Annotated in this window: 36 protein-coding genes and 1 pseudogene; 4 read left to right on the forward strand and 33 right to left on the reverse strand. The window is 55.4% G+C overall.

Annotated elements, in window-relative coordinates; translation table 11 throughout:
* Nucleotides 1-92: 92 nt before the first annotated feature.
* From rplO to DK510_RS14960, 5 genes are all read right to left on the reverse strand, one after another.
* Nucleotides 93-566, reverse strand: coding sequence for a 50S ribosomal protein L15 (rplO, locus tag DK510_RS14940; protein ID WP_058272380.1), 474 nt, complete (start codon nucleotides 564-566; stop codon nucleotides 93-95).
* Nucleotides 567-708: 142 nt separating this feature from the next.
* Nucleotides 709-1,548, reverse strand: coding sequence for a hypothetical protein (locus DK510_RS14945; RefSeq protein ID WP_109312791.1), 840 nt, complete (start codon nucleotides 1,546-1,548; stop codon nucleotides 709-711).
* A gap of 199 nt (nucleotides 1,549-1,747) precedes the next feature.
* Nucleotides 1,748-1,963 (reverse strand): DUF1127 domain-containing protein, encoded by a 216-nt coding sequence (locus DK510_RS14950; protein WP_108861242.1) that lies wholly within the window; start codon nucleotides 1,961-1,963, stop codon nucleotides 1,748-1,750.
* 203 nt (nucleotides 1,964-2,166) lie between these two features.
* Complete coding sequence (locus DK510_RS14955; RefSeq protein ID WP_109312770.1) at nucleotides 2,167-2,613, reverse strand: hypothetical protein; 447 nt, start codon at nucleotides 2,611-2,613, stop codon at nucleotides 2,167-2,169.
* Nucleotides 2,614-2,634: 21 nt separating this feature from the next.
* Entirely contained in the window at nucleotides 2,635-3,003 is a 369-nt protein-coding gene (locus DK510_RS14960) for an antibiotic biosynthesis monooxygenase (protein WP_109312771.1), read from the reverse strand.
* 77 nt (nucleotides 3,004-3,080) lie between these two features.
* Between DK510_RS14960 and DK510_RS14965 the strand changes: the two genes are divergently transcribed.
* Nucleotides 3,081-3,512, forward strand: a complete 432-nt coding sequence (locus tag DK510_RS14965; protein ID WP_109312772.1) for a MarR family winged helix-turn-helix transcriptional regulator — start codon at nucleotides 3,081-3,083, stop codon at nucleotides 3,510-3,512.
* 101 nt (nucleotides 3,513-3,613) lie between these two features.
* Here the strand turns inward: DK510_RS14965 and rpmD are convergent, their stop codons facing one another.
* The 11 genes from rpmD to rpmC all read right to left on the reverse strand — a co-directional run bounded on the left by rpmD (nucleotide 3,614) and on the right by rpmC (nucleotide 7,901).
* On the reverse strand, nucleotides 3,614-3,802 hold the full coding sequence (rpmD, locus tag DK510_RS14970; protein ID WP_008757946.1) for a 50S ribosomal protein L30: 189 nt from the start codon (nucleotides 3,800-3,802) through the stop codon (nucleotides 3,614-3,616).
* 12 nt (nucleotides 3,803-3,814) lie between these two features.
* Nucleotides 3,815-4,384 carry a 30S ribosomal protein S5 gene (gene rpsE, locus DK510_RS14975; protein WP_058272455.1) on the reverse strand — a complete coding sequence of 190 codons (570 nt, stop codon included), beginning with the start codon at nucleotides 4,382-4,384 and terminating at the stop codon, nucleotides 3,815-3,817.
* A gap of 115 nt (nucleotides 4,385-4,499) precedes the next feature.
* Entirely contained in the window at nucleotides 4,500-4,859 is a 360-nt protein-coding gene (rplR, locus tag DK510_RS14980; RefSeq protein WP_010437103.1) for a 50S ribosomal protein L18, read from the reverse strand.
* 11 nt (nucleotides 4,860-4,870) lie between these two features.
* Entirely contained in the window at nucleotides 4,871-5,404 is a 534-nt protein-coding gene (rplF, locus tag DK510_RS14985; protein ID WP_058272374.1) for a 50S ribosomal protein L6, read from the reverse strand.
* Between the two features lie 12 nt (nucleotides 5,405-5,416).
* Nucleotides 5,417-5,809, reverse strand: a complete 393-nt coding sequence (gene rpsH / locus DK510_RS14990; RefSeq protein ID WP_008757119.1) for a 30S ribosomal protein S8 — start codon at nucleotides 5,807-5,809, stop codon at nucleotides 5,417-5,419.
* 13 nt (nucleotides 5,810-5,822) lie between these two features.
* A complete protein-coding gene (rpsN, locus tag DK510_RS14995) occupies nucleotides 5,823-6,128 on the reverse strand; it encodes a 30S ribosomal protein S14 (protein ID WP_010437098.1) in 306 nt (101 codons plus the stop codon).
* 19 nt (nucleotides 6,129-6,147) lie between these two features.
* Nucleotides 6,148-6,708: a 50S ribosomal protein L5 gene (rplE, locus tag DK510_RS15000; RefSeq protein ID WP_058272373.1), complete on the reverse strand. Its 561-nt coding sequence runs from the start codon at nucleotides 6,706-6,708 to the stop codon at nucleotides 6,148-6,150.
* On the reverse strand, nucleotides 6,701-7,012 hold the full coding sequence (gene rplX / locus DK510_RS15005) for a 50S ribosomal protein L24 (protein ID WP_058272372.1): 312 nt from the start codon (nucleotides 7,010-7,012) through the stop codon (nucleotides 6,701-6,703). Before rplX ends, rplE begins: the two co-directional genes overlap by 8 nt.
* Nucleotides 7,013-7,014: 2 nt before the next feature.
* A complete protein-coding gene (gene rplN / locus DK510_RS15010; RefSeq protein WP_008757934.1) occupies nucleotides 7,015-7,383 on the reverse strand; it encodes a 50S ribosomal protein L14 in 369 nt (122 codons plus the stop codon).
* A gap of 76 nt (nucleotides 7,384-7,459) precedes the next feature.
* Nucleotides 7,460-7,690, reverse strand: a complete 231-nt coding sequence (rpsQ, locus tag DK510_RS15015; RefSeq protein ID WP_058272371.1) for a 30S ribosomal protein S17 — start codon at nucleotides 7,688-7,690, stop codon at nucleotides 7,460-7,462.
* 4 nt (nucleotides 7,691-7,694) lie between these two features.
* Nucleotides 7,695-7,901, reverse strand: a complete 207-nt coding sequence (gene rpmC, locus DK510_RS15020; protein WP_037311745.1) for a 50S ribosomal protein L29 — start codon at nucleotides 7,899-7,901, stop codon at nucleotides 7,695-7,697.
* A gap of 299 nt (nucleotides 7,902-8,200) precedes the next feature.
* Between rpmC and DK510_RS15025 the strand changes: the two genes are divergently transcribed.
* Nucleotides 8,201-8,473, forward strand: a complete 273-nt coding sequence (locus DK510_RS15025; RefSeq protein WP_109312773.1) for a hypothetical protein — start codon at nucleotides 8,201-8,203, stop codon at nucleotides 8,471-8,473.
* A gap of 120 nt (nucleotides 8,474-8,593) precedes the next feature.
* Here the strand turns inward: DK510_RS15025 and DK510_RS15030 are convergent, their stop codons facing one another.
* The 9 genes from DK510_RS15030 to DK510_RS15070 all read right to left on the reverse strand — a co-directional run bounded on the left by DK510_RS15030 (nucleotide 8,594) and on the right by DK510_RS15070 (nucleotide 13,923).
* Entirely contained in the window at nucleotides 8,594-8,800 is a 207-nt protein-coding gene (locus tag DK510_RS15030) for a cold-shock protein (RefSeq protein ID WP_010437077.1), read from the reverse strand.
* A 257-nt stretch (nucleotides 8,801-9,057) separates the two neighbouring features.
* Nucleotides 9,058-9,678 carry a 2OG-Fe(II) oxygenase family protein gene (locus tag DK510_RS15035; protein ID WP_109312792.1) on the reverse strand — a complete coding sequence of 207 codons (621 nt, stop codon included), beginning with the start codon at nucleotides 9,676-9,678 and terminating at the stop codon, nucleotides 9,058-9,060.
* Nucleotides 9,679-9,727: 49 nt separating this feature from the next.
* A complete protein-coding gene (locus DK510_RS15040) occupies nucleotides 9,728-10,276 on the reverse strand; it encodes an amino acid synthesis family protein (RefSeq protein WP_109312774.1) in 549 nt (182 codons plus the stop codon).
* 163 nt (nucleotides 10,277-10,439) lie between these two features.
* A complete protein-coding gene (gene rplP / locus DK510_RS15045; protein WP_058272368.1) occupies nucleotides 10,440-10,853 on the reverse strand; it encodes a 50S ribosomal protein L16 in 414 nt (137 codons plus the stop codon).
* Nucleotides 10,854-10,865: 12 nt separating this feature from the next.
* Nucleotides 10,866-11,576, reverse strand: coding sequence for a 30S ribosomal protein S3 (rpsC, locus tag DK510_RS15050; RefSeq protein ID WP_058272367.1), 711 nt, complete (start codon nucleotides 11,574-11,576; stop codon nucleotides 10,866-10,868).
* Nucleotides 11,576-11,956 (reverse strand): 50S ribosomal protein L22, encoded by a 381-nt coding sequence (rplV, locus tag DK510_RS15055; protein ID WP_039538267.1) that lies wholly within the window; start codon nucleotides 11,954-11,956, stop codon nucleotides 11,576-11,578. Before rplV ends, rpsC begins: the two co-directional genes overlap by 1 nt.
* 3 nt (nucleotides 11,957-11,959) lie before the next feature.
* Complete coding sequence (gene rpsS / locus DK510_RS15060; RefSeq protein WP_010437056.1) at nucleotides 11,960-12,238, reverse strand: 30S ribosomal protein S19; 279 nt, start codon at nucleotides 12,236-12,238, stop codon at nucleotides 11,960-11,962.
* Between the two features lie 3 nt (nucleotides 12,239-12,241).
* The gene (gene rplB, locus DK510_RS15065) at nucleotides 12,242-13,084 is read right to left on the reverse strand and encodes a 50S ribosomal protein L2 (protein WP_008757664.1); all 843 of its coding nucleotides are present in this window, start codon (nucleotides 13,082-13,084) and stop codon (nucleotides 12,242-12,244) included.
* Nucleotides 13,085-13,350: 266 nt separating this feature from the next.
* Nucleotides 13,351-13,923 (reverse strand): TetR/AcrR family transcriptional regulator, encoded by a 573-nt coding sequence (locus DK510_RS15070; RefSeq protein ID WP_109312775.1) that lies wholly within the window; start codon nucleotides 13,921-13,923, stop codon nucleotides 13,351-13,353.
* A 146-nt stretch (nucleotides 13,924-14,069) separates the two neighbouring features.
* Between DK510_RS15070 and DK510_RS15075 the strand changes: the two genes are divergently transcribed.
* Nucleotides 14,070-15,209, forward strand: coding sequence for an MBL fold metallo-hydrolase (locus tag DK510_RS15075; protein ID WP_160116543.1), 1,140 nt, complete (start codon nucleotides 14,070-14,072; stop codon nucleotides 15,207-15,209).
* 190 nt (nucleotides 15,210-15,399) lie between these two features.
* Here DK510_RS15075 and DK510_RS23015 read toward each other — a convergent pair whose 3' ends face one another.
* The 7 genes from DK510_RS23015 to rpsJ form a co-directional block, all read right to left on the reverse strand.
* Nucleotides 15,400-15,576: a hypothetical protein gene (locus tag DK510_RS23015; RefSeq protein WP_050605905.1), complete on the reverse strand. Its 177-nt coding sequence runs from the start codon at nucleotides 15,574-15,576 to the stop codon at nucleotides 15,400-15,402.
* 245 nt (nucleotides 15,577-15,821) lie between these two features.
* A complete protein-coding gene (locus DK510_RS15080) occupies nucleotides 15,822-16,856 on the reverse strand; it encodes a fatty acid desaturase (RefSeq protein WP_109312777.1) in 1,035 nt (344 codons plus the stop codon).
* A 272-nt stretch (nucleotides 16,857-17,128) separates the two neighbouring features.
* A complete protein-coding gene (locus DK510_RS15085; protein WP_109312778.1) occupies nucleotides 17,129-18,139 on the reverse strand; it encodes an aldose epimerase family protein in 1,011 nt (336 codons plus the stop codon).
* Between the two features lie 135 nt (nucleotides 18,140-18,274).
* Complete coding sequence (locus tag DK510_RS15090; protein WP_058283516.1) at nucleotides 18,275-18,571, reverse strand: 50S ribosomal protein L23; 297 nt, start codon at nucleotides 18,569-18,571, stop codon at nucleotides 18,275-18,277.
* Nucleotides 18,568-19,185 (reverse strand): 50S ribosomal protein L4, encoded by a 618-nt coding sequence (gene rplD, locus DK510_RS15095; RefSeq protein WP_050605826.1) that lies wholly within the window; start codon nucleotides 19,183-19,185, stop codon nucleotides 18,568-18,570. Before rplD ends, DK510_RS15090 begins: the two co-directional genes overlap by 4 nt.
* Nucleotides 19,182-19,907 carry a 50S ribosomal protein L3 gene (rplC, locus tag DK510_RS15100; RefSeq protein ID WP_058272361.1) on the reverse strand — a complete coding sequence of 242 codons (726 nt, stop codon included), beginning with the start codon at nucleotides 19,905-19,907 and terminating at the stop codon, nucleotides 19,182-19,184. Before rplC ends, rplD begins: the two co-directional genes overlap by 4 nt.
* A gap of 18 nt (nucleotides 19,908-19,925) precedes the next feature.
* Nucleotides 19,926-20,240 carry a 30S ribosomal protein S10 gene (gene rpsJ / locus DK510_RS15105; protein ID WP_008756422.1) on the reverse strand — a complete coding sequence of 105 codons (315 nt, stop codon included), beginning with the start codon at nucleotides 20,238-20,240 and terminating at the stop codon, nucleotides 19,926-19,928.
* 228 nt (nucleotides 20,241-20,468) lie between these two features.
* Here rpsJ and DK510_RS22835 point away from each other — a divergent pair, with 228 nt between their 5' ends.
* A complete protein-coding gene (locus DK510_RS22835; RefSeq protein ID WP_160116544.1) occupies nucleotides 20,469-20,921 on the forward strand; it encodes a hypothetical protein in 453 nt (150 codons plus the stop codon).
* Nucleotides 20,922-21,115: 194 nt separating this feature from the next.
* Here the strand turns inward: DK510_RS22835 and tuf are convergent.
* Nucleotides 21,116-21,342, reverse strand: a pseudogene (tuf, locus tag DK510_RS15110) (elongation factor Tu); the annotation flags it as partial.

A 21,342-nucleotide genomic window follows, 5' to 3' on the forward strand; every position in this document is an offset into this window, starting at 1 on the left:
GAAAACACCGCCCGGAACCGTTTTCCGGCTCGGGCGGCGTCTTGGAAAACTCTGAGGTCTATGTAAGCGGGTCTTGGCCCGCTCACAAGCGCTTACTCTGCCGCAGCAGCTTTTGTGACCGTAAGTGAGCCGCCCGCTTTCTCAACTGCCTCAACAGCAGCCTTCGAAGCACCGGTGACTTCCAGGTTCAATTTGGCGCTAATTTCGCCTTTGGCCAGAACACGGATACCGTCCAGCTTGCGACGAACCAGACCGGAGGCAACCAGTGCATCCTCGGTAATCGCAGCTTTGGCGTCCAGTTTGCCGGCGTCGACGAATTTCTGGATCAGGCCCAGGTTGATAACGGCGAATGCCTTGCGGTTCGGCTTGTTGAAGCCACGCTTGGGCAGACGCTGGTACAAAGGCATCTGACCGCCTTCATAACCATTGATGGCCACACCCGAACGGGATTTCTGGCCTTTGATACCACGGCCACCCATTTTACCTTTGCCGGAACCCGGACCACGGCCAACGCGGGTGCGTTTCGGTGTGGCGCCAGGATTGTCGCGCAATTCGTTCAGTTTCATTTCGCTTCTCCTAAGCCGGAAATGACCCGCGAAGCGTGATGGGTCAGACACGGCATTTCTTGGTTTTGATTCGTATGGCGCAAAGCCACCGCAGGCGTATAGGACTGTTGGGACAAGTTGGCAAGCCCGCAGCCCCTCTACGTCATTCGTCAGACGCGTCGACAAGGTCGTCCGTTGCGGTTTTTTTCTGCAAGGGCGCTGCGTGCGGGTCGATACCATGCTTTTCGACCAGCCGGCCGACCATGCTTTCCGGATGCGGGATTCCGTTGAACCGATTGAGTATGAACGAACGCATGCGACGGCCATAGAAATGGATCGACATGGTGTTCTCAGTAAGGAACTCTTCGGCGTTTCCATTGGCGCGCACCATTAGCCGTCGATCTTTGTATGTTATAGGATACAAAACCTCTTGTGGCTGGGCAAACCGAGCCTCTTTGTTTAGCGTCAAAAGCCAGGTCAACGCTCGCGGCCCCCAAGCCCCCCACGGCATATCGCTTGCGTGGGGGGGATTACCGGCCAATGCCATGTCAATTAGCGGTTGGCGGTGCTTGGGTGGCAGCCAATGCGGAATGCGATAAGGATTATTGGTGTAATCGATCAAATCATACAGCGTTGCGCTGTCCGCAGGCAAAGCCAACACCCCACCGTTGATTTCATGTGCTGCCAGCCAGCCATGCAAATGACCGTTTTCAGTTGTAAAGGGTTTGACGCAATACGCGTCGGTATCGGCCCAGATTATGTCCGGCACTTTCGCCAACATCTGGACGCGAAACTTGTCGGAATGCAGAGCGGGACTGCCCGTGCGCTTGTGTAGGATCACCTCATCATCTGCCAGTACTTCCCGCGCGTCACGCACTTCGACACCCTCAGGGATGTTTGTGACCGGCCCGTAAGTATAAAGGCGGACATGTTGGCCGACGTCCAGAAAGGACTTGATGCACAACTGCTCGAGAAAGCTAAGTGGGCCTTCAATCCAAAGCATGCCAACCTGATATTCTTTCACCGGCTCCGGCCCTTCGTGTTGTTCCTGGTTACGGCGCCGACAGGTGCCCTGTCGCGTATTTGGCCCATTTCCCGCTAGGTCGCAACGGTTGGGGCGAAATTCCTGTCGACTGTGCCAAGAGCACCCCGGAATCAAAAGAGACGCCCTCAGGCGTCTCTTGGTCAGGTTGTCGGTAAGGTCACGAACAATAAACGTGGTCCCGAGCGATGTCCTTTATATCGCAGCGGCGAACACCGATGTCGTCCAGTTCACGATCTGTCAGACTCTGCAATTCCGAATAAGTCTGATCATACTGAGCACGCAGTGCATTTGCCTCTTTGACGCGCTCGAAAAAGTTCGCGATGCGGGCGCTCAGGCCAAAGCCGTCGCGGGAATATGTAGCTGTGTGAGCCATGATGTATTTCCTTTCTCTGCCCGGGGCGAATTCCCCGGAAACTGTTTGCGTTCCTTGTTTGGACAGGGCTGAGATAGGCCCGCTCGATATCGCTAACAACCGAAGTTTCGGTCTAGCCGTTATGCATCTGTTGAATAGCTGAGCAGCAGGTCGCGCAGCTGTGAGACCAATTGCATGGGAGTAAGCGGCTGCTACTGGTGCAGCTACCTTCCCGCGCGTCTTTTGCGGGCAGTCATCGCCCGGCCGTCGCGTATACTTAACCCCATCAAAGTGAGGTTAGTGGCGCCAGCGAGCAACTCAACGACCTGCACAGCGTAGAAACTGATATCAAAGGACCCAGCGCTCGCTTTTGCGTTCAGGAAGATTGCAGCGGGAATAAGGATCAACAGACCGTTCATCGCGATGATCGGCATTCGCTTCTTCTTGGCCAGCGCCAGTGCGTCCTTGCGTCGACGCCCAAGGGACATGCCGGATGCACCCACGATCACCATCGCGGGCACAAGGATACACAGCCCACTGACGATCATGGACTTTACGACCGCGACAGTCGCATGGGTCGCAAACAATTCGCTGTACAAAGTGGATGTCCAGAACACGAATATTGTCAGGAATCCTATTATACCGGCGACGGGGTGAATTGACTTTATCATGTGCCTACTCCGCTTTTGACATCAGGCGACGCAGTGGTTTTCGACTGTAAGTTTTCTTAGAAGATGTGGACGCGCCACGGCGCTTTCGGGATAGTCTGCAATTCGACGCTGGAACTCTGGGTGGGTGAAGGCGTCGCGAAAGCTTTTGACGTCCTGCCAGATCGCGTAGTTCACGAAGGTCGAACTGCCAGCGATCCCTTGATGAAGCTGGGTCGAGATATATCCCGACTGGGACTTCATTAAGTCCGCATCATGTGCCCAGGCCTTCAACAGCGCCTCTTCGTCTGTCGCGTCCACCGTAAACACGTTAATCAGCACCACAGGGCCTTCCTCGGCCTGCATCTGATCAGCCAGTGTGACGACTTTATCCATCTCTTCGATATGAGCCATTTCGATTCTTTTCCATTCATTCATATAGCTTGCTATATATTATTGCATAGCTTGCTATTCAAGTGTAAATCTCAAGCATGGATTTCGAAAAAGAGAACTCGGCCGGATATCTGGTCAATCACATGGCGCGATTGTTCGCGAAAGAGCTGCAGCACCGCATTGCGCCTTTGGGCATCGTTGTTGGTCAGTTCCCAGTCTTGCTGGAGCTTTGGCTCAAAGACGGAGTCAACCAAAAGGATCTGCTGGCCAGAATTGACGTCGAACAAGCGACTTTGGCCAACACGCTCAACCGCATGGAGCGCGACGGCTTGATCAAAAGAACGAAAAACCCCGCTGACGCCAGGGCCCAATTGATCTGGTTAACCGAAAAGGCCGCCGCACTTAGAAACAGCGCCTATGAGTCGGCCCAGAACGTGAATTCCCAAGCCTTGCAAGTTCTGACTGAGCCTGAGCGGGCGCAGTTCATGGACTATATGCGGCGGGTAATAAGCGGAATACGTTCAAGTTGAACTAAAACCACATCGGGTGAGGCGACAGCCAACACTGCCCTCAAACAAAAAAACGCCCCCGAACTGATCGGAGGCGTTCCTAGCTCTTAGAAGCAAGGCGCTTAGCCGCGCTCTTCGATGATCTCAACCAGATGCGGGATCTTGTTGACCATGCCGCGGACCGAGGGGGTATCCTCGAGCTCGCGGGTTTTGTGCATCTTGTTCAGGCCCAGGCCGATCAGAGTTGCGCGCTGTTCAGCGGGGCGACGGATCGGGGAACCGATTTGCTTGACGACGATGGTTTTTGCCATGGGTCGCTCTCCTTATGCTTCTGCTTCAGCAGCAGCTGGTGCTTCGTCCCGCTTGGGCAGGATGTCAGCAACCTTTTTGCCACGACGCTGGGCAACCGAACGCGGGCTCTGCTCTTTCTGCAGGCCGTTGATGGTGGCGCGGATCATGTTGTACGGGTTCTGCGAGCCCAGCGACTTGGACACAACGTCCTTCACGCCCAGCATTTCGAACACAGCACGCATCGGACCACCGGCGATTATACCGGTACCTTCAGGTGCGCTGCGCATAACCACTTTACCGGCGCCATGACGGCCTTCGATGTCGTGGTGCAGGGTACGACCTTCGCGCAGTTGCACGCGGATCATCTGACGCTTGGCTTGTTCAGTCGCTTTGCGGATGGCCTCAGGTACTTCTTTCGCTTTACCTTTGCCAAAGCCAACGCGGCCTTTCTGATCGCCTACGACCACCAGAGCGGCGAAGCCAAAGCGCTTACCACCTTTTACGGTTTTCGATACGCGGTTGATCGCAACCAGACGATCTGCGAATTCCGGAGTTTCGTCGCGGTCACGTCCACGGCCCCGGCGGTTATCACGTTCTGCCATTTTGGCATCCCTTTTCTTTGGTGACGCTTGCGGCGTCGTTTGTTCAATCCAAGTGGGCCCCGGCATTGCCAAGGCCCCCGGATCATCGGGGCGGATCGAAACCCGCCCGCAAGTCTTAGATCTTCAGACCACCTTCACGCGCAGCGTCGGCGACAGCCTTCACTTTGCCGTGGAACAGGAAGCCGCCACGATCGAAATAGGCCTCTTCGACGCCTGCCTTCTTGGCACGCTCGGCGATGGCCGCGCCCACTTTGGTGGCCGCTTCGACGTTGTTCTTGCCAACAACACCCAGATCTTTTTCCAGGGTCGAGGCCGAGGCTAGGGTCACGCCACGTACGTCGTCGATCAACTGAACAGAGATGTTCTTGTTCGAACGGTGTACGGACAAACGCGGACGACCCGCGTTGACCTTGCGAAGTTTGTTCCGAACGCGCAGGCGGCGCTTCAGAAACAGGGTTCTTTTGCTGTTTGCCATTGTTTGCGTCCTTACTTCTTCTTGCCTTCTTTGCGGAAGATGAACTCGCCCTTATAGCGGATGCCTTTGCCCTTATAGGGCTCGGGACGGCGCCATTCGCGGATTTTCGCCGCGACTTCGCCCACCTGCTGCTGGTCGTTACCTTCCACAATGATCACGGTCTGCTTCGGCGCGGTGATGGTGACACCTTCCGGAGCAACGAAATCAACGTCATGGCTATAGCCCAGGTTCAGCTTCAGGGTGTTGCCCTGCATCTGAGCCCGGTAACCAACACCCTGGATCTCCAGCTCTTTCTTGAAGCCTTCGGTCACACCGGTCACCAGGTTTGCGACCATTGTGCGGCTCATGCCCCACTGCTGGCGCGCGCGCTTGGACATACCGCGAGGGTTGATCTGAACCACGTTATCTTCGACCGACAGCGTAACGTCGTCGGTCGCAGTGAAGCTGCGGGCGCCTTTCGGGCCTTTGACTTCGATGGTCTGGCCGGAAACCGAGGCAGTTACGCCGCTGGGCAATTCGACCGGACGTTTACCAATACGAGACATTGACAGACCTCCTTAGAAGACGGTGCAGAGCACTTCGCCACCAACATTGTTGGAGCGTGCGTTCTGGTCCGACATCACACCTTTCGGAGTGCTGACAATCGACACACCCAGACCCTGACGGACCTGCGGGATGTCATTGACGCCCATGTACACGCGACGACCGGGCTTAGAGACCCGCTTCAGTTCGCGAATGACAGGGGTGCCTTCGTAGTATTTCAGGCTGATTTCGATGGCTGGATGACCGTTTTCACCGGTCGTCGCTTCGTAGCCACGGATGTAACCTTCGTCCGCCAGCACGTCCAGAACCCAACCGCGCAGCTTGGAAGCCGGGGTGGAAACGGTGGACTTGCCACGCATTTGCGCGTTGCGGATACGGGTGAGCATATCGCCGATAGGATCGTTCATATCATTCTCTCCCTTACCAGCTCGATTTCACCATGCCGGGGATCTGACCAGCAGAACCCAGCTCGCGCAGCGCGATACGGCTGACCTTCAGCTTACGGTAGTAAGCGTGGGGACGACCTGTCAGCTGACAGCGGTTGTGCAGACGAGTAGCCGAGCTGTTGCGCGGCAGTTTCGCCAGTTTCAGACGCGCTTTGAAGCGCTCTTCCATCGGCTTGCTCTCGTCATTCGCGATTTCTTTCAGCTCGGCACGCTTTGCGGCATATTTGGCCACCAGGCGTTCGCGCTTCTTCTCGCGTTCGATCATTGCTTTTTTAGCCATGTCTCAATCCTCCCGGCGCTTACGCGTTGAACGGCATGTTGAAAGCTTTCAACAGTGCCTTTGCTTCAGCGTCGGTTTTCGCTGTGGTGGCAATTACGATGTCCATGCCCCAGACTTCGTCGACTTTGTCGAAGTCAATTTCCGGGAACACGATGTGCTCTTTCATGCCCATGGCAAAATTGCCCTGACCATCGAAAGACGGCTTCACGCCGCGGAAGTCACGAATACGTGGCATCGCGATGGTGATCAGGCGATCCAGGAATTCATACATCCGGTCACCGCGCAGGGTCACTTTCGCACCCAGCGGCATGTCTTCACGGACGCGGAAGCCAGCGATCGACTTCTTCGCCTTGGTGGAAACAGCCTGTTGACCAGCAATCGCAGTCAGATCCTCGACAGCAGCTTTCGCTTTCTTCGAGTCTTTAACCGCTTCGGCACCACAACCGATGTTCAGAACGATTTTGTCCAGCTTGGGCAGCTGCATGTCGTTCTTGTAGCCGAACTCTTCTTTCAGAGCGGCACGGATAGTTTCAGCGTACTGAGCTTTCAGACGCGGGGTGTAGGTTGCGTTATCAAGCATCGATCACGTCCCCCGTGGTCTTGGCGAAGCGCACTTTCTTGTCACCTTCCATGCGGAAGCCAACGCGAGTTGCTTTGCCGTTCTTGTCCAGCAGAGCCAGGTTCGACAACTCGATCGGGTTTGCCTGAGGCAGACGACCACCCTGAGAGTTCTGAGTCTGGCGAGTGGCGCGGATGGCGATGTTGATACCGTCAACAACAGCTTTTCCGGCAGATGGGTTAACCGAGGTGATAGTTCCCTCTTTGCCCTTGTCCTTGCCGGCCAGCACGACGACCTTGTCGCCTTTGCGGAGTTTAGCAGCCATGATTACAGCACCTCCGGAGCGAGCGAGATGATTTTCATGAAGTTCTTGCCACGCAGTTCACGAACAACAGGGCCAAAGATACGTGTACCTACGGGCTCGTTGTTGTTGTTCAGGATGACGGCAGCGTTGCGATCAAAACGGATCGCGGTGCCGTCTTCGCGACGGACTTCTTTGGCGGTGCGTACGACGACGGCCTTACGGACGTCACCTTTCTTTACGCGGCCGCGCGGGATGGCTTCCTTCACCGAGACGACAATGATGTCGCCGACGGAGGCGTATTTACGCTTGGAACCACCCAGGACCTTGATGCACTGAACTCGGCGTGCGCCGGAGTTGTCAGCGACATCCAGATTGGTCTGCATCTGGATCATGTGGTTTCTCCCGACCTGTGGGGGCTGGTCTGGTTAGATCCCCCAGGGTTTCGACAAATGGAAAAATCCTGAAAGCTTACGCTTCCAGAACTTCCCAACGTTTCGTCTTCGATTTCGGCGCGCATTCGATGATGCGTACAGAGTCACCGACCTTGAAGGCGTTTTTTTCATCGTGAGCCCGGTATTTCTTGGACTTACGGATGGTTTTCTTCAGAACCGGATGCGTAAAGCGGCGCTCGACGGACACGGTTACGGTTTGTGCGTTGGCATCGCTGGTTACGGTGCCGGACAGGATACGCTTGGGCATAGGATTACTCCTCCGATGCCGCAGCAGCGGCCTTTTCGTTCAGAATGGTTTTGACGCGGGCAGCGTTGCGGCGGGCCGCTTTGATGCCGGCGGTGCTTTCCAGCTGACCGGTTGCCTGTTGAAAGCGCAGGTTAAAGCTTTCTTTCTTCAGGTTGGCCAGTTCCTCGCGGAGCTGGTCCGGGGTCTTGTCACGCAGTTCTTGGGCGTTCATCGCCTTTTTCCTTTGCTCAAAACACCAGAAGGCCCCTTACAGGGTCACCTTTGACCTGGTGGATGAATGATAGACATACGAATCCCCCGACTCGGCCGGGGGAACGCAAGATGCCGCTCTATAGGGTGTTCAGCGGTGGGTGGCAAGGGAAAGTTTGATACCAACTTTCCAGCCACCGCAACATGACACCGATCCCCCACCAAAACAAAATTTCCGCGACCTTGAGTTGAGCTCTGGATACTCTACTCAATTTTGGCGCGAAGTGCTCCTGACCAATATCCAAATTTGAAGGCTTGCTTATGGGTGTATCAACAATACTTGAAATTTTGGGGCTCCCAACAACGTTGGAAATTCTTGTAGCAATTAACGTGATCAGTATCGTCTATCTGATTTGGTATGCTTGGTATATCTTTGTGGCAAACAAAGGTGATCCAGGCGCGCTGGGACTTGCGATTGCCGCTATGGCATTCCTGAATTTAATGAGCGAGGCAAAGGATTGGTACGAAGACAACTACGATGATCGTGCGCGAAGTTCTTCAAATCTGCAAAGTGATACCAAATCTGACAACTAGATCGTTTCTTCCGTTCTAAACCATCATACTAGTCGCGTAATTTGCACCACTGAACTTCAAACGAAAAACGCGGCCTCGTTTGCACGAGACCGCGTCTTCAACTGTCTAAGTCTAAGTGACTTACGCCAGAGCGATGTTCACAGCCGACTCGCGACCGTCACGGCCGGGCTCAATGTCGAATGTTACTTTCTGGTCGTCGGCCAGGCCGGTCAGACCCGAGCGCTCAACAGCAGAGATGTGTACAAACACGTCTTTGCCACCAGTCTCGGGTGCGATGAAGCCAAAACCTTTAGTTGTGTTGAACCATTTTACGGTGCCATTGGCCATATCCGTAGTCTCCTATTAAATTGCTGTCCGCGGAATTGCGACAGCGCGGCGTTGTAGGTCTGGATCGAGAGACTGAACGCCGAAGATTCGGGAGACAGTGGTCGAAAAAGAAAAACGTAAGCGTGTCTCACATGGTTCATGACGACACATATTGCAAGGTTTTTCGACAACTCGAAGTGAAAAGTGATTGGCGGGGGCGCCGCCCATTCGTCCCGCAATCGCTACATTAGTACAATTGCTGTGTCGTGACCCGCGGCTCACTCCCACTTGTAGTTAAAGCTGACACTGATGCGCTCATCCTCAGCCATATTCATCGGCACCTCATGTCGCAGCCAGCTTTCCCACAGCAGGACATCCCCCACCTGCGGCTTCATATAGATGAACGGCCGCAAACCCCGCCGCCCGCCCTTTAGCCGCGTCGGTGCCGCCATCATTCGGGCCGAGCGGGGGTCTTCCAGTTTCAGCGCGCTCGCCCCTTCGGGCATCGCCACATAGGTCGTGCCGGAAATCACGCTGTGCGGGTGCAGGTGGCTGGAGTGCATTCCGCCTTCAGGGAGAATGTTGATCCACAGGTCTTCGAGCTTTAATTCACCCTCGCCCAGATCGAATTCCAGATCCTTGGCAAAGGCTGCCACATGCTGATCCAACGCCTTGACCAGATCGGCAAAGATCGGGAACCGCCAGGGTAGATCGGTCAGCGAGGCATAGCTGGTGTAGCCGGGATAGCCGTTTTCCTCGCACCATTCCTGCCCGGCCTCATCATCCTCGGCGATGACAAGACAAGAATTTTCCATTTCCTCGGGATCGATCTTGGGATCGAATTCGGAAAGGGCTGCGCGATAAAGACGGGTAACGAAGAGTGATTCAATCTGTGCCATGGGCCGGGCATAGCCCAAGCCCTGACCCAAGACCAGCCCCAGCCAGCCTTCAGTTTTTGACCGGTCCCGAACCGCAGCGCGGGATCGGGCGTCCGCCATCTGCGTAGGCCAGACACATGACGATCTCGTCCGGTTTCGGCGCATCCGGAATATTCAAAGTCATGGTATCGAAATGGTCAAAGGACCACGGGTTGTCCTTGTGCCCAAGCGGCAGATCGATTGAACATCCCGGTGCCCCGAGTTTGGCATTGGACGGAATGACAGCTTCGCCCCCACCCGCTGTAGCACGCATAGGAGCGCCAAGTTTCGGGTGGATCAGTGCGCCGCCTTGTTCGAGATCGCCATCCGCACCAACAATCGCTGCTTTACCGTACGAAATCGGAGAACCGTCGAGTTGAGAAACAGCCTCGGCCGCGAGGTCAGCGCCGAGCGCACCACCTATTTCAAACAGCTCGGACAAGTCTTCCGAAAATTTACCGGCGAGTGGGTTCTGTAAGACTGCCAAAGCTGCAGCCCGGCAGACCGGAGCACATAGTTGCCCCAATTGATCGGTGGTTATGACCTCTTTGATGAATACCTTCATGCGCAGCTGAAACATATGACCTTCCAATTCACAATTGTCAGCCTATGGGGCCCATGGACAATCGTCGACGTCTATCACGAAACGATGGGATGGATCACAATAGGCTGACGAAAAAGAAAACCCCCGCCGGTGTCCCGACGGGGGTTAATCTTGTTACGAAGGGCTTTCGCCCAATCGCTTACCAGTCTTCGCGGATCACTACGCGGGTCTTGATCGGCAGCTTCATCGCGGCCAGGCGCAGGGCCTCACGGGCGATGTCGTCATTGACGCCGTCGATCTCGAACATCACGCGGCCAGGCTTGACTTTGCATGCCCAGCGGTCGACCGAACCTTTACCTTTACCCATACGAACTTCGATCGGCTTTGCAGTGACCGGAGTGTCGGGGAAGATGCGGATCCAGACACGGCCCTGACGCTTCATGTGACGCGTCATGGCACGACGTGCAGCTTCGATCTGGCGTGCAGTTACACGCTCAGGCTCAAGAGCTTTCAGACCATAGGTGCCAAAGTTCAGATCAGAGCCGCCTTTGGCTTCACCCTTGATCCGGCCTTTGTGCATCTTGCGGAATTTAGTACGCTTTGGTTGAAGCATATCTTTCCCTCCTTAGCGACGACCGCCACCAGCACCACGAGGTGCAGGGCCGTCCTGGAGTTCCTGTGCTTTACGGTCACGTGCCTGCGGATCGTGCTCCATGATCTCACCTTTGAAGATCCAGACCTTGATCCCGATGATCCCGTAGGGGGTCATCGCTTCGGCTTGTGCGTAATCGATGTCGGCGCGCAGCGTGTGCAGAGGCACACGGCCTTCGCGGTACCACTCGGTCCGTGCGATTTCAGCGCCGCCCAGACGGCCAGCGACGTTCACCCGGATACCCAGAGAGCCCATGCGCATGGCATTCTGAACAGACCGTTTCATCGCGCGACGGAACGAAACCCGGCGCTCCAGCTGCTGAGCGATGGACTCGGCAACCAGCTGCGCGTCAAGCTCGGGCTTGCGCACTTCGACGATGTTCAGGTGCAGTTCGCTGTCAGTCATGTGAGCAAGTTTTTTGCGCAGCACTTCAATGTCTGCACCTTTCTTGCCGATGATGACACCAGGACGCGCGGTGTGGATCGTAACGCGGCACTTCTTGTGCGGACGTTCGATGATCACACGGGCAATACCGGCCTGCTTGCACTCTTTGTTGATGAACTCACGGATCTTGAGGTCTTCCAGCAGAAGATCACCGTAGTCCTTGGTGTCGGCGTACCAGCGGCTGTCCCAGGTGCGGTTCACCTGCAGGCGCATGCCGATCGGATTTACTTTATGACCCATTAGGCTTGCTCCTCAACTTGACGCACCTTGATGGTGATCTCCGAGAACGGCTTCATAATCTTGCCGAACCGACCACGGGCACGCGGGCGACCGCGCTTCATGACCAGGTTCTTGCCAACCCATGCTTCGGCGACGATCAGCTCGTCAACGTCCAGGTTGTGGTTGTTCTCGGCGTTGGCGATTGCGGACTGCAGGCACTTCTTGACGTCCTGCGCGACACGCTTGTTCGAGAAAGTCAGATCAGTCAGAGCCTTCTCAACTTTCTTGCCGCGGATCATTTGCGCAACCAGGTTCAGTTTCTGCGGGCTAGTGCGAAGCATGCGTGTTTTCGCCATTGCTTCGTTTTCAGCCACGCGGCGGGGGTTCTTTTCCTTGCCCATGACTTACTTCCGCTTCGCTTTTTTGTCAGCGGCGTGACCGTAATAGGTACGAGTTGGCGAATACTCACCGAACTTCTGACCGATCATGTCTTCCGAGACGTTGACGGGGATATGCTTATGGCCGTTGTACACACCAAAGGTCAGACCCACGAACTGGGGCAGAATGGTGGAACGACGCGACCAAATCTTGATGACTTCGTTGCGGCCCGACTCGCGCGCTGCTTCGGCTTTTTTGAGCACATAAGCATCGACGAAAGGACCCTTCCAAACAGAGCGAGACATAGATTAACGTCCCTTCTTCTTGGCGTGCCGCGAGCGGATGATCAGCTTCTGGGACGCTTTGTTCTTGTTGCGGGTACGCTTACCCTTGGTGTCCTTACCCCATGGAGTAACCGGTGTACGGCCACCCGAGGTACGACCTTCACCACCACCGTGCGGGTGATCGATCGGGTTCATTGCAACACCACGAACCGACGGACGCACGCCTTTGTGGCGCATACGACCGGCTTTACCGAGGTTTTGGTTGCTGTTGTCGGGGTTGGACACGGCACCGACGGTGGCCATGCATTCCTGACGGACCATGCGCAGCTCGCCCGAGCTCAGACGGATCTGAGCGTAGCCGCCATCGCGACCAACGAACTGAGCGTAAGTACCGGCCGCACGTGCGATCTGACCGCCTTTACCAGGCTTCATCTCGATGTTGTGGACGATGGTACCGATGGGCATGCCCGAGAACGGCATTGCGTTGCCCGGCTTGATGTCAGCCTTGGCGGATGCCACGACTTTGTCACCAACAGCCAGACGCTGCGGAGCCAGGATATATGCCTGCTCGCCGTCTTCGTATTTTACTAGTGCGATGAATGCGGTCCGGTTCGGGTCATATTCGATCCGTTCGACGGTTGCCGCGACGTCAAATTTATTCCGTTTGAAGTCAACGATCCGGTAGAGACGCTTTGCGCCACCGCCGCGGCGGCGTGAAGTGATCCGTCCGGTGTTGTTCCGGCCGCCCGATTTGGTCAAACCCTCAGTGAGAGACTTGACCGGACGTCCTTTCCAAAGCTCCGAACGGTCGATCAGCACCAGCCCGCGCTGGCCCGGCGTCGTCGGCTTGTACGACTTGAGTGCCATGCTTTCTGTCTTCCGTTTAGCAAGTGCGGGGATTTCCCCGCTATGTGATAGGCCCCCGTAGGTGCCAAAGGTATAGGGCCCCGAAGGTCCCCGGTTTCAAATATCATAGGCCCCGGAACGAATCCGAGGCCGTAAGATTGGGTGCGTTTAGCAGTGTTGGGGGTGGGTGTCTATAGAAATCAAAAACATTATGTATGTGTCTCACTCCCCCTTTATTCCCTGGTCGAAGGAGTGCCTTTAGAACCTCTTGTTGGATCGTATACCAATTAGCGTTTTTTAGTGAGAAATTCATGCCTCAGGAGCGTTTCGCTTGCTGAATCGTACGCGCTTTGTGGCGTGTACACAGACCGGCGCGCGCTGACAAATACAAGAAACAGCCGGACCCGCATTTCCAGTTCGGCCCCCTCAAATCCAATAGCCTCAAAAACCCCCTTCACAAACTCATATCGCCTGCGATCGACTTCTTTCAGGGCTTCGGCCACGACGGGGTCCTGAGCCGCCCAAGATCGGAAAGCGATATCAAATTGATCAAGTCCTTCAGCCTCGACATATTGCGTTAACGATAACAGGCGCTCTGAAGGTGAAGCCTCGGACGTATTGACATCGTTGATGACCGACTCCGTAAACTTCTTGGACCAGTAGTCGATCAGCGCCCGAACAAACTCATCACGGTTTTTGAAGTGGTGATAAAAACTGCCCTTCGTCACGCCAAGGTTTTTGACGAGAGAGTCGATTCGCAGCCGCGCACCTCCCTCAGTTGCAAGGACATTGAGGGCTGTTTCTAACCATCTTTCGCGGTCATATCGAGGAAGAGGCGGTGATTTTTGAGTGTCGCGCATGCCCTGTTTTTAAGCCAAAATTGCGTTCCGTCAAGACATGCATACCAAAAAGTACTTTACAGACTATTGGGTATGGAGCATACCATAAGGTACCCAATATACATATTCGAATGGATAGGGTTTTCAGACCTCAAGGGGGATGTACGATGCCTAAGAAACTTTTATCAGCAACGCTCGCGACAGCTTGCGTCATTGCAGCAACGGCAACTGCGCAAACCTGGGAAGAAAATCTTGCGGCCGGTGCTGCAACAACAGAGCAGAACCATCTCAATGTGCCGTTCACGCAAATGAAGAATATGAAGACGGCCTTCAGTTCGCCCGGAAACTGGCCAATATTTGAGAACCGAGGGCCACTAGATCGCTCGCCTACCGACAAGCCGTCCAAAGTTCTGGTCATGGGAAGCGGCGACCCGAATCCCAACCCCTATCGTTATGGCCCGGCTCTGGCGGTAATAGTAAACGACTATCCCTATTTCATTGACGCTGGAGAAGGCTGGTGGCGCGCGCTGGGTAAATCGGTTCAGTCTCAGGGCGCAATGGATCTGGCAACGATCATGAACGTCCCGAACATCAAATACATGTTCCTGACCCACCTGCACGAAGATCATACCGTTGGATTGCCGTCTTTCATTTTGAATCCGTTCAAATTCGGGTCGAACCTGGCCGTCGTCGACAAGAAAGTTTACGGCCCCGCCGGTGTCGACGAGATGATGGCCAGCATCAACGACGCATGGCGCATTGACCGCAACGAAATGGCACAAGGATCGACAGTGCAGAAATTTGACGGCGCAACCGCAGTTGGGGTGCCGGTCTGGCCACATGTTGACGTCAACGGACGTAAGATTTTTGAAGATGACAATGTTCTGGTCGAAGCCTTCCCGACAGCGCACGGGTTTTTAGAGAATACCCACGCCTACAGGTTTACGACCAAACCCGACGGCCGTGTTCTCGTCTTTGGCGGCGACGGGCACTACTCGGAAGGCCTGGTGAATGCAGCCAAAGATGCTGACTTGCTATTTATCGAGGGCATTACCCGCAAGAATATCAAGTACGCACCTTGGGGCGGTGACTCCGAGGAAGAAAAAGTGAAGGTCATCGGCGCTTACCACATGTTCCCCAGCGACATGAAGAAGTTACAAGATGACAGCGGCGTCAAAGGAATCGTCATGGTTCATGTTCAGAACTACAACAGCCCTGAAGACTTTGACCGGCTCAGCGTTCTGCAAGAGATGATCGACGAAGGCGTGGTCAACATCCTGCAGGCTTCGGACGGCGACCTCTACTAAACACGATCAGCGTGCCAAAAACAGCTTGGTACCAATCCTCACAAAGTAAGGCCCCTGCTAGCGCTGGGGCCTTTGTCGCTCCCAAAACGAATTCGCCCTGAGACCGCTGGACACGTCGATGTGTGCTCCCCTCTTCGAGGGGCACATATCTATTTGAAGTCTTTCCGCTTGCCCAACCGGCCTCGCACAATCACTTCTTGTCGCGCGCGGCCTTCTCTTCTTTGGTCAGTTTGGCGTTCCAGACATTCTTGCTCAAACCCAGCTCTGCAGGCGCGGGTTTGGTCTTGCCGACGCTGACTTTGCCTCCTTTATCCAGGAACTCCTGAATAAGGGCCTCATCTGTTGTTTCTTTGGGGACATGTTTCATACGTGTATGCCTATCTGCTCTGTGCACTCGAAGCAACGGCAGCTTCGCGGGGCAAATCTGACAGAGCAGGTTCAGAACAGATATTCAAATAGCAAAAGACCCCCGCTTGCGTGGGGGCTTTCATCTATTTCCAAGGGCAGTTGTGATCGGAGGCCGGTGGGCACGTCGGTGGTGTTACCCTTTTCACGGGTCACATGTGATTTCTTGACGTCTTTCCGGGTGTGCTCCACCCGCCGGAACACCCCTCACCCATACAGCGCACGCGCCTCAGCGAAGGACAACAAACGGCGGTTATTTTCGTCCCACAGGTGCAACCGCGCGTTGGCGAGGCTCTCACGGATGGTCATCTTGTTGCTGTTGGCCAGCTCATCATGATCGCGCAGCACTTCGGTCAGGCGATAGAACGGAATGCGGCTGTACAGGTGGTGCACGTGGTGGATGCCGATATTGGCGCTGAACCACTGCAGCACGGATGGCAGGATGTAGTGCGAGCTGCCGTGCAAGGCAGCCTCATGCAGTTGCCAGTCCTTATCAGCGTCCCAATGCGTATCCTCGAACTGGTGTTGTACGTAAAACAGCCACACGCCCGCGGTCGCGGCAATCAGGGTTGAGGGCAGAAAGATCAGCAGCACCGGCATCAGGCCGCCAAAATAGTATACGGCCACGAGCGCAGCCAGAATGGCAAGGTTGGTGCTCATCGCGCTGACCCAAAACCTGACGCTGCCCGTCAAACCCAGCGGGAGGCGGTTCTGGAACAGAAACAGGTAGCCGGGGCCAAGGACAAACAGTGTAATGGGGTTGCGATAAACCCGATACCAGAACCGGTTCATGGGCGTCTTTGACCGGTACTCGGTGACTGTCAAAGTGTGGATATCGCCCATTCCCCGTTTGTCCAAATTCCCCGAGCTGTTGTGATGGTTGGAATGCGTGCGACGCCAGACGTCATAAGGCGTCAGGGTCAATACACCAATGACCCGCCCAACCCAGTCGCTGACCGACCGGTTCTTGAAGAACGCTCCGTGCCCACAATCATGCTGGATCGCAAACAAGCGCAGCAGGAAGGCCGCGTTGAGAACGGCAATCGCAAAAGCCAACCAATAGCTGACCGAAAGCGACATCCAGGACAGCGCCCATAGCAAGAAGAAAGGGATAATACTGACACCCAGCTCAAAGGAGCTGCGCCACTGGTTCGGCTCGCGGTATTTGGCAAGTGTCGTAACCCAATCCCGCGCGGCGGTCACATCCGGTTTGTCCGGGGTCGAGAGATAGGGTTTTGTCATGCGCCTGCCATGTCACTTATGTTTGTAGAAACCGCATAGACTACCGATCCGGCATAGCAAGCGAATTCTGGCTGAGGCGAATTTGTCGCGCTCATTTTCTCTGGTGTTGTTGCACAAGAAAACCTCCGCTTTCGCGGCGACCCTCACGCTTATCCGTAGGCGGATCCGATCAGAGATAGGTGCTCACATCGATAGTGTAACCCTCTGCCTAGATCAAAAAGTGCTTTTTTTCCCTTTTCCGGCGACCCAACTGGCCATGGAACCGCCTGACCTTAATCCTCGCTCTGAAACACGTATCGCGAAACATGGCGATAGGTTTGACCCTTGCGCAATACCGCACTTGGAAACCCTTGCTGGTTGATTGAATCGGGCCAGACCTGTGGTTCCAAAGCGACGCCCGAATAAGGGCCGTAGGGTTGGCCACCCAAGCCAATGCGTGGACCTTCATCAAAAGACGCACCAGAATAGACCTGCAAACCCGGCTCGGTCGTCTCTAGATGCATCGAAAGACCTGAGGACGATCCGGTCAGCGTCGCCACAGGACGACAAGGCAGACGCTGATCGGACAGGCAGAAATTGTGATCGTATGCCCAGCCCCCCAAAGGTAGCGGTGACCGCAGATCAAAGGGCGTGCCCTCAACGCTAAGCGCTTCGCCTGTGGGAATGAGGTCCCCGTCAACAGGGGTGTAGTGTTCTGCGCGCACCATTAGTTCGTGCTGGCGGATGTCTGCGCCGCCGTCGAGGTTGAAATAGATATGCGGGGTCAGATTGCAGAGGCTTGCCGACGTTGTCCACGCTTCCATTTCGATGCTTAATGTGGCCTCGGCCTCGATCCGGAATGTCACCGTCACTTCCAAGTCGCCGCCAAAGCCCATATGGCCATCAGGCAGGGTCAGCTGCAAAGTGACCGCGCCCGAGGTAACGCTGGAAATTTCCCAGACCAGACAATCCATACCTTGCGTTCCGCCGTGCAACGTATGAGTGTCCAAATAATTGCGATCCAGCTGGTAGCTTGTGCCATCCAGACTGTATGACGCGCGCGCGATCCGATTGGCACAACGGCCCACCATGGCTCCTAAGTAAGCCGTGCTGTCTTCATAGCCTGCAATCTCTGGCCACCCCAAAATCAGAGGATGCTCAAAACCCTCCAAACGCAGATCCTGCAGCGTTGCGCCATAGGTCAGGATACGCGCAGAAAGCGCCCCTTGCCCGATATCGATGCTTTTGACGATCTGACCATCCCAGGTTTTCCCGAAATCGCGAACCTGCTGTTCAGCATGCATATCACCCGTCTCACTGCCTAGAGGTCACTGTGCACAGGTCCGGGCCAAGTTCAACGCGACCAAACGAGCTGCGCCAACAAAAAAGGCCCCTGCATCAGCAGGGGCCCTTAGTTTTTTTCCCAAAGACGGGTCCGATCAGAGACCGGTGCTTACGTCGATGGTGTTACCCTCTTCCAGGGTCACATATGCTTTTTTGACGTCTTTCCGCCTGCCCAATTGGCCGCGGAACCGCTTGACTTTGCCTTTGGTGATGGTGGTGTTGACCGCCTTCACCTTGACACCAAACAGCGATTCAACCGCTTCTTTGATCTGCGGTTTGTTGCTGTCGATCGCCACTTCAAAGACAATCGCGCCGTTCTCAGACGCCATGGTCGACTTTTCAGTGATGATCGGCTTGCGGATCACGTCGTAGTGTTCTGCCTTAGCGCTCATTTCAGACGAGCCTCCAGTGCTTCGACAGCCGCTTTGGTGAGCACCAGAGTGTCACGCTTGAGGATGTCATAAACGTTTGCACCCATCGATGGCAGGATATCCAGACCTTCGATGTTGCGCGACGCCTTCAGGAAACCTTCGTTCACGGTCGCCCCGTCGATGACCAGAGCGCGTTTCCAGCCCAGGTTTGCAACCTGTTTGGCCAGTGCAGCGGTCTTGCCTTCGGCTTCGGCGTTTTCGATCACAACCAGTTCACCAGCTGCCATTTTGGCAGACAGCGCGTGGCGCAGACCGAGTTTACGGAACTTCTTCGGCAGGTCGTGACCATGCGAACGCACGACCGGACCTTTGTAAACGCCACCACCCCGGAAGATCGGTGCCGAGCGAGCGCCGTGGCGTGCGCCACCGGTGCCTTTTTGGCGATAGATCTTCTTGGTCGAGTAGGACACTTCCGAGCGGGTCTTGACCTTGTGGGTGCCAGCCTGCGCGTTGTTGCGCTGCCAACGGACCACACGGTGCAGGATGTCCGCGCGCGGCTCGAGGCCGAACAGATCGGCGTCCAGCTCGATGTTGCCGGCTTTGCCGCCGTCCAGTTTGATTACATCAAGTTTCATGCTTCACCACCTTCCGCGGGAGCTTCTTCCGCAGGTGCTTCAGTTGCAGCACCTTTTACGGCGGCCGGGAAAGGCAGGCCTTCCGGTGCTTTCTTCTTGACGGCGTCCTTGACGGTAACCCAGCCCGATTTCGGTCCGGGAACGGCGCCTTTGATGAAGACCAGACCACGGTCCGCGTCGGTTTTGACGACTTCCAGGTTCTGGGTGGTTACACGGGCAGCACCCATGTGACCGGCCATCTTTTTGCCTTTGAAAACCTTGCCCGGATCCTGACACTGACCGGTCGAACCGTGCGAACGGTGGCTGATCGAAACACCGTGCGAGGCGCGAAGACCACCGAAGTTGTGGCGCTTCATTGCACCGGCAAAGCCTTTACCGATCGAGGTGCCCGAAACGTCAACTTTCTGACCTTCCAGGAAGTGTTCTGCCGAAATCTCGGCGCCCACTTCGATCAGGCCATCTTCAGAGACGCGGAACTCGGCCAGCTTACGCTTAGGCTCGACCTTTGCAGCGGCATAGTGACCGCGCATGGCCTTCGAGGTGCGTTTTGCCTTGGCAGCACCAGCGCCCAGCTGAACGGCAGTGTAGCCGTCTTTGTCAGCGGTCCGCTGTGCAACGACCTGCAGGCCGTCCAGGTGAAGAACGGTCACAGGGATCTGCTTGCCGTCTTCCATGAACAGGCGGGTCATGCCTACTTTTTTTGCGATAATACCAGAGCGCATAATCTATACCCTCCGATCTTACGACTGCAGCTTGATCTCGACGTCCACACCAGCGGCGAGGTCGAGCTTCATCAGCGCGTCAACGGTCTGGGGGGTCGGATCAACGATGTCGAGCAGACGCTTGTGCGTGCGGATCTCGAACTGGTCGCGGGATTTCTTGTCAACGTGAGGGCCACGGAGAACCGTGAACTTCTCGATCTTGTTCGGCAGCGGGATCGGGCCGCGCACGTTCGCGCCGGTCCGCTTGGCAGTGTTGACGATCTCTTGCGTGCTGGCATCCAGAACGCGATAGTCAAATGCCTTCAGCCGAATACGGATGTTTTGGCTTTGCATAATAACAGCCTTTTATCAGGCGTTGAGGTTGAGAGGAGGACAAGCGCGCATCGCCAACCCTCGTCGAACCCAAAAGGCGGGAATCACCCCGCCTTGATGTTCTTATAGAGAACTCGCGCGACCTACAGGGGTTGGTGGGGTTTGGCAAGGGGGTATTACCCGCCTTTTCTCAAAACCACAAAACGAGCATTCTCTAAACCGGAAAAATGAATAAAGAGAGATCCAGCGTTGACCAAAGCATTTTGGGAATTTTGGCTTTTTCTAATACCTGGCGCAATTGTTTCTCGTTTGATTTCCATTTTTTCGCACGATATCATGGGTGTCGCGCGTGGAGTACCTTTTGCGCGCTTTGGAATAGTCGGCACAGTTGCGCAAATATCATTGCTATTATTACCATTTGTTATTGGTGCATCCATTGCGGCAGTATTCTACTTTCGGCGACACCGCAGAATAGTAGATAGTCGAGAAGTTGCTAATTGCGCTAAGAAAATTGGCTACTTCATCTTCGCACTGACAGTTCTTTTCTTCGCGCTGAGCGGAGCATGGTTTGGCTTGGTACAAGCTCCCATGTGGATGATTGCGATTATTCTATTTGCACCATCCTTATCAGCCACGGCTATTTTCTGGATCGTGTTCCTGACAACCATTCGACTAGTTGCCTATTGCCGGAGCCTCGGGTGAACATCGGCAACACAAAAAGGCCGCCCCGAGGGAGCGGCCTTCTTTAGCTCACCGATGAGCCGGGCTGAAGCCCGGCCTACTGACTTACTCGATATTCTTCGACACAGTTTTTCGTGCATCTCGGGACCCTGCACTTCAATCAAAAAGGGCGCCCCGAGGGACGCCCTTTCCGTTTGATCATTCGCTGGCGCGACTTACTCAACGATCTTCGACACAACGCCGGCGCCGACGGTGCGGCCGCCTTCGCGGATGGCGAAGCGCAGGCCATTTTCCATCGCGATCGGTGCGATCAGCTCAACCTCGAACGACACGTTGTCGCCGGGCATAACCATCTCGGTGCCAGCTGCCAGGGTCACAGTGCCGGTCACGTCAGTTGTACGGAAGTAAAACTGCGGACGGTAGTTCGCGAAGAACGGAGTGT

The organism is Ruegeria sp. AU67, from assembly GCF_900312795.1.
Lineage (GTDB): Bacteria > Pseudomonadota > Alphaproteobacteria > Rhodobacterales > Rhodobacteraceae > Ruegeria > Ruegeria atlantica.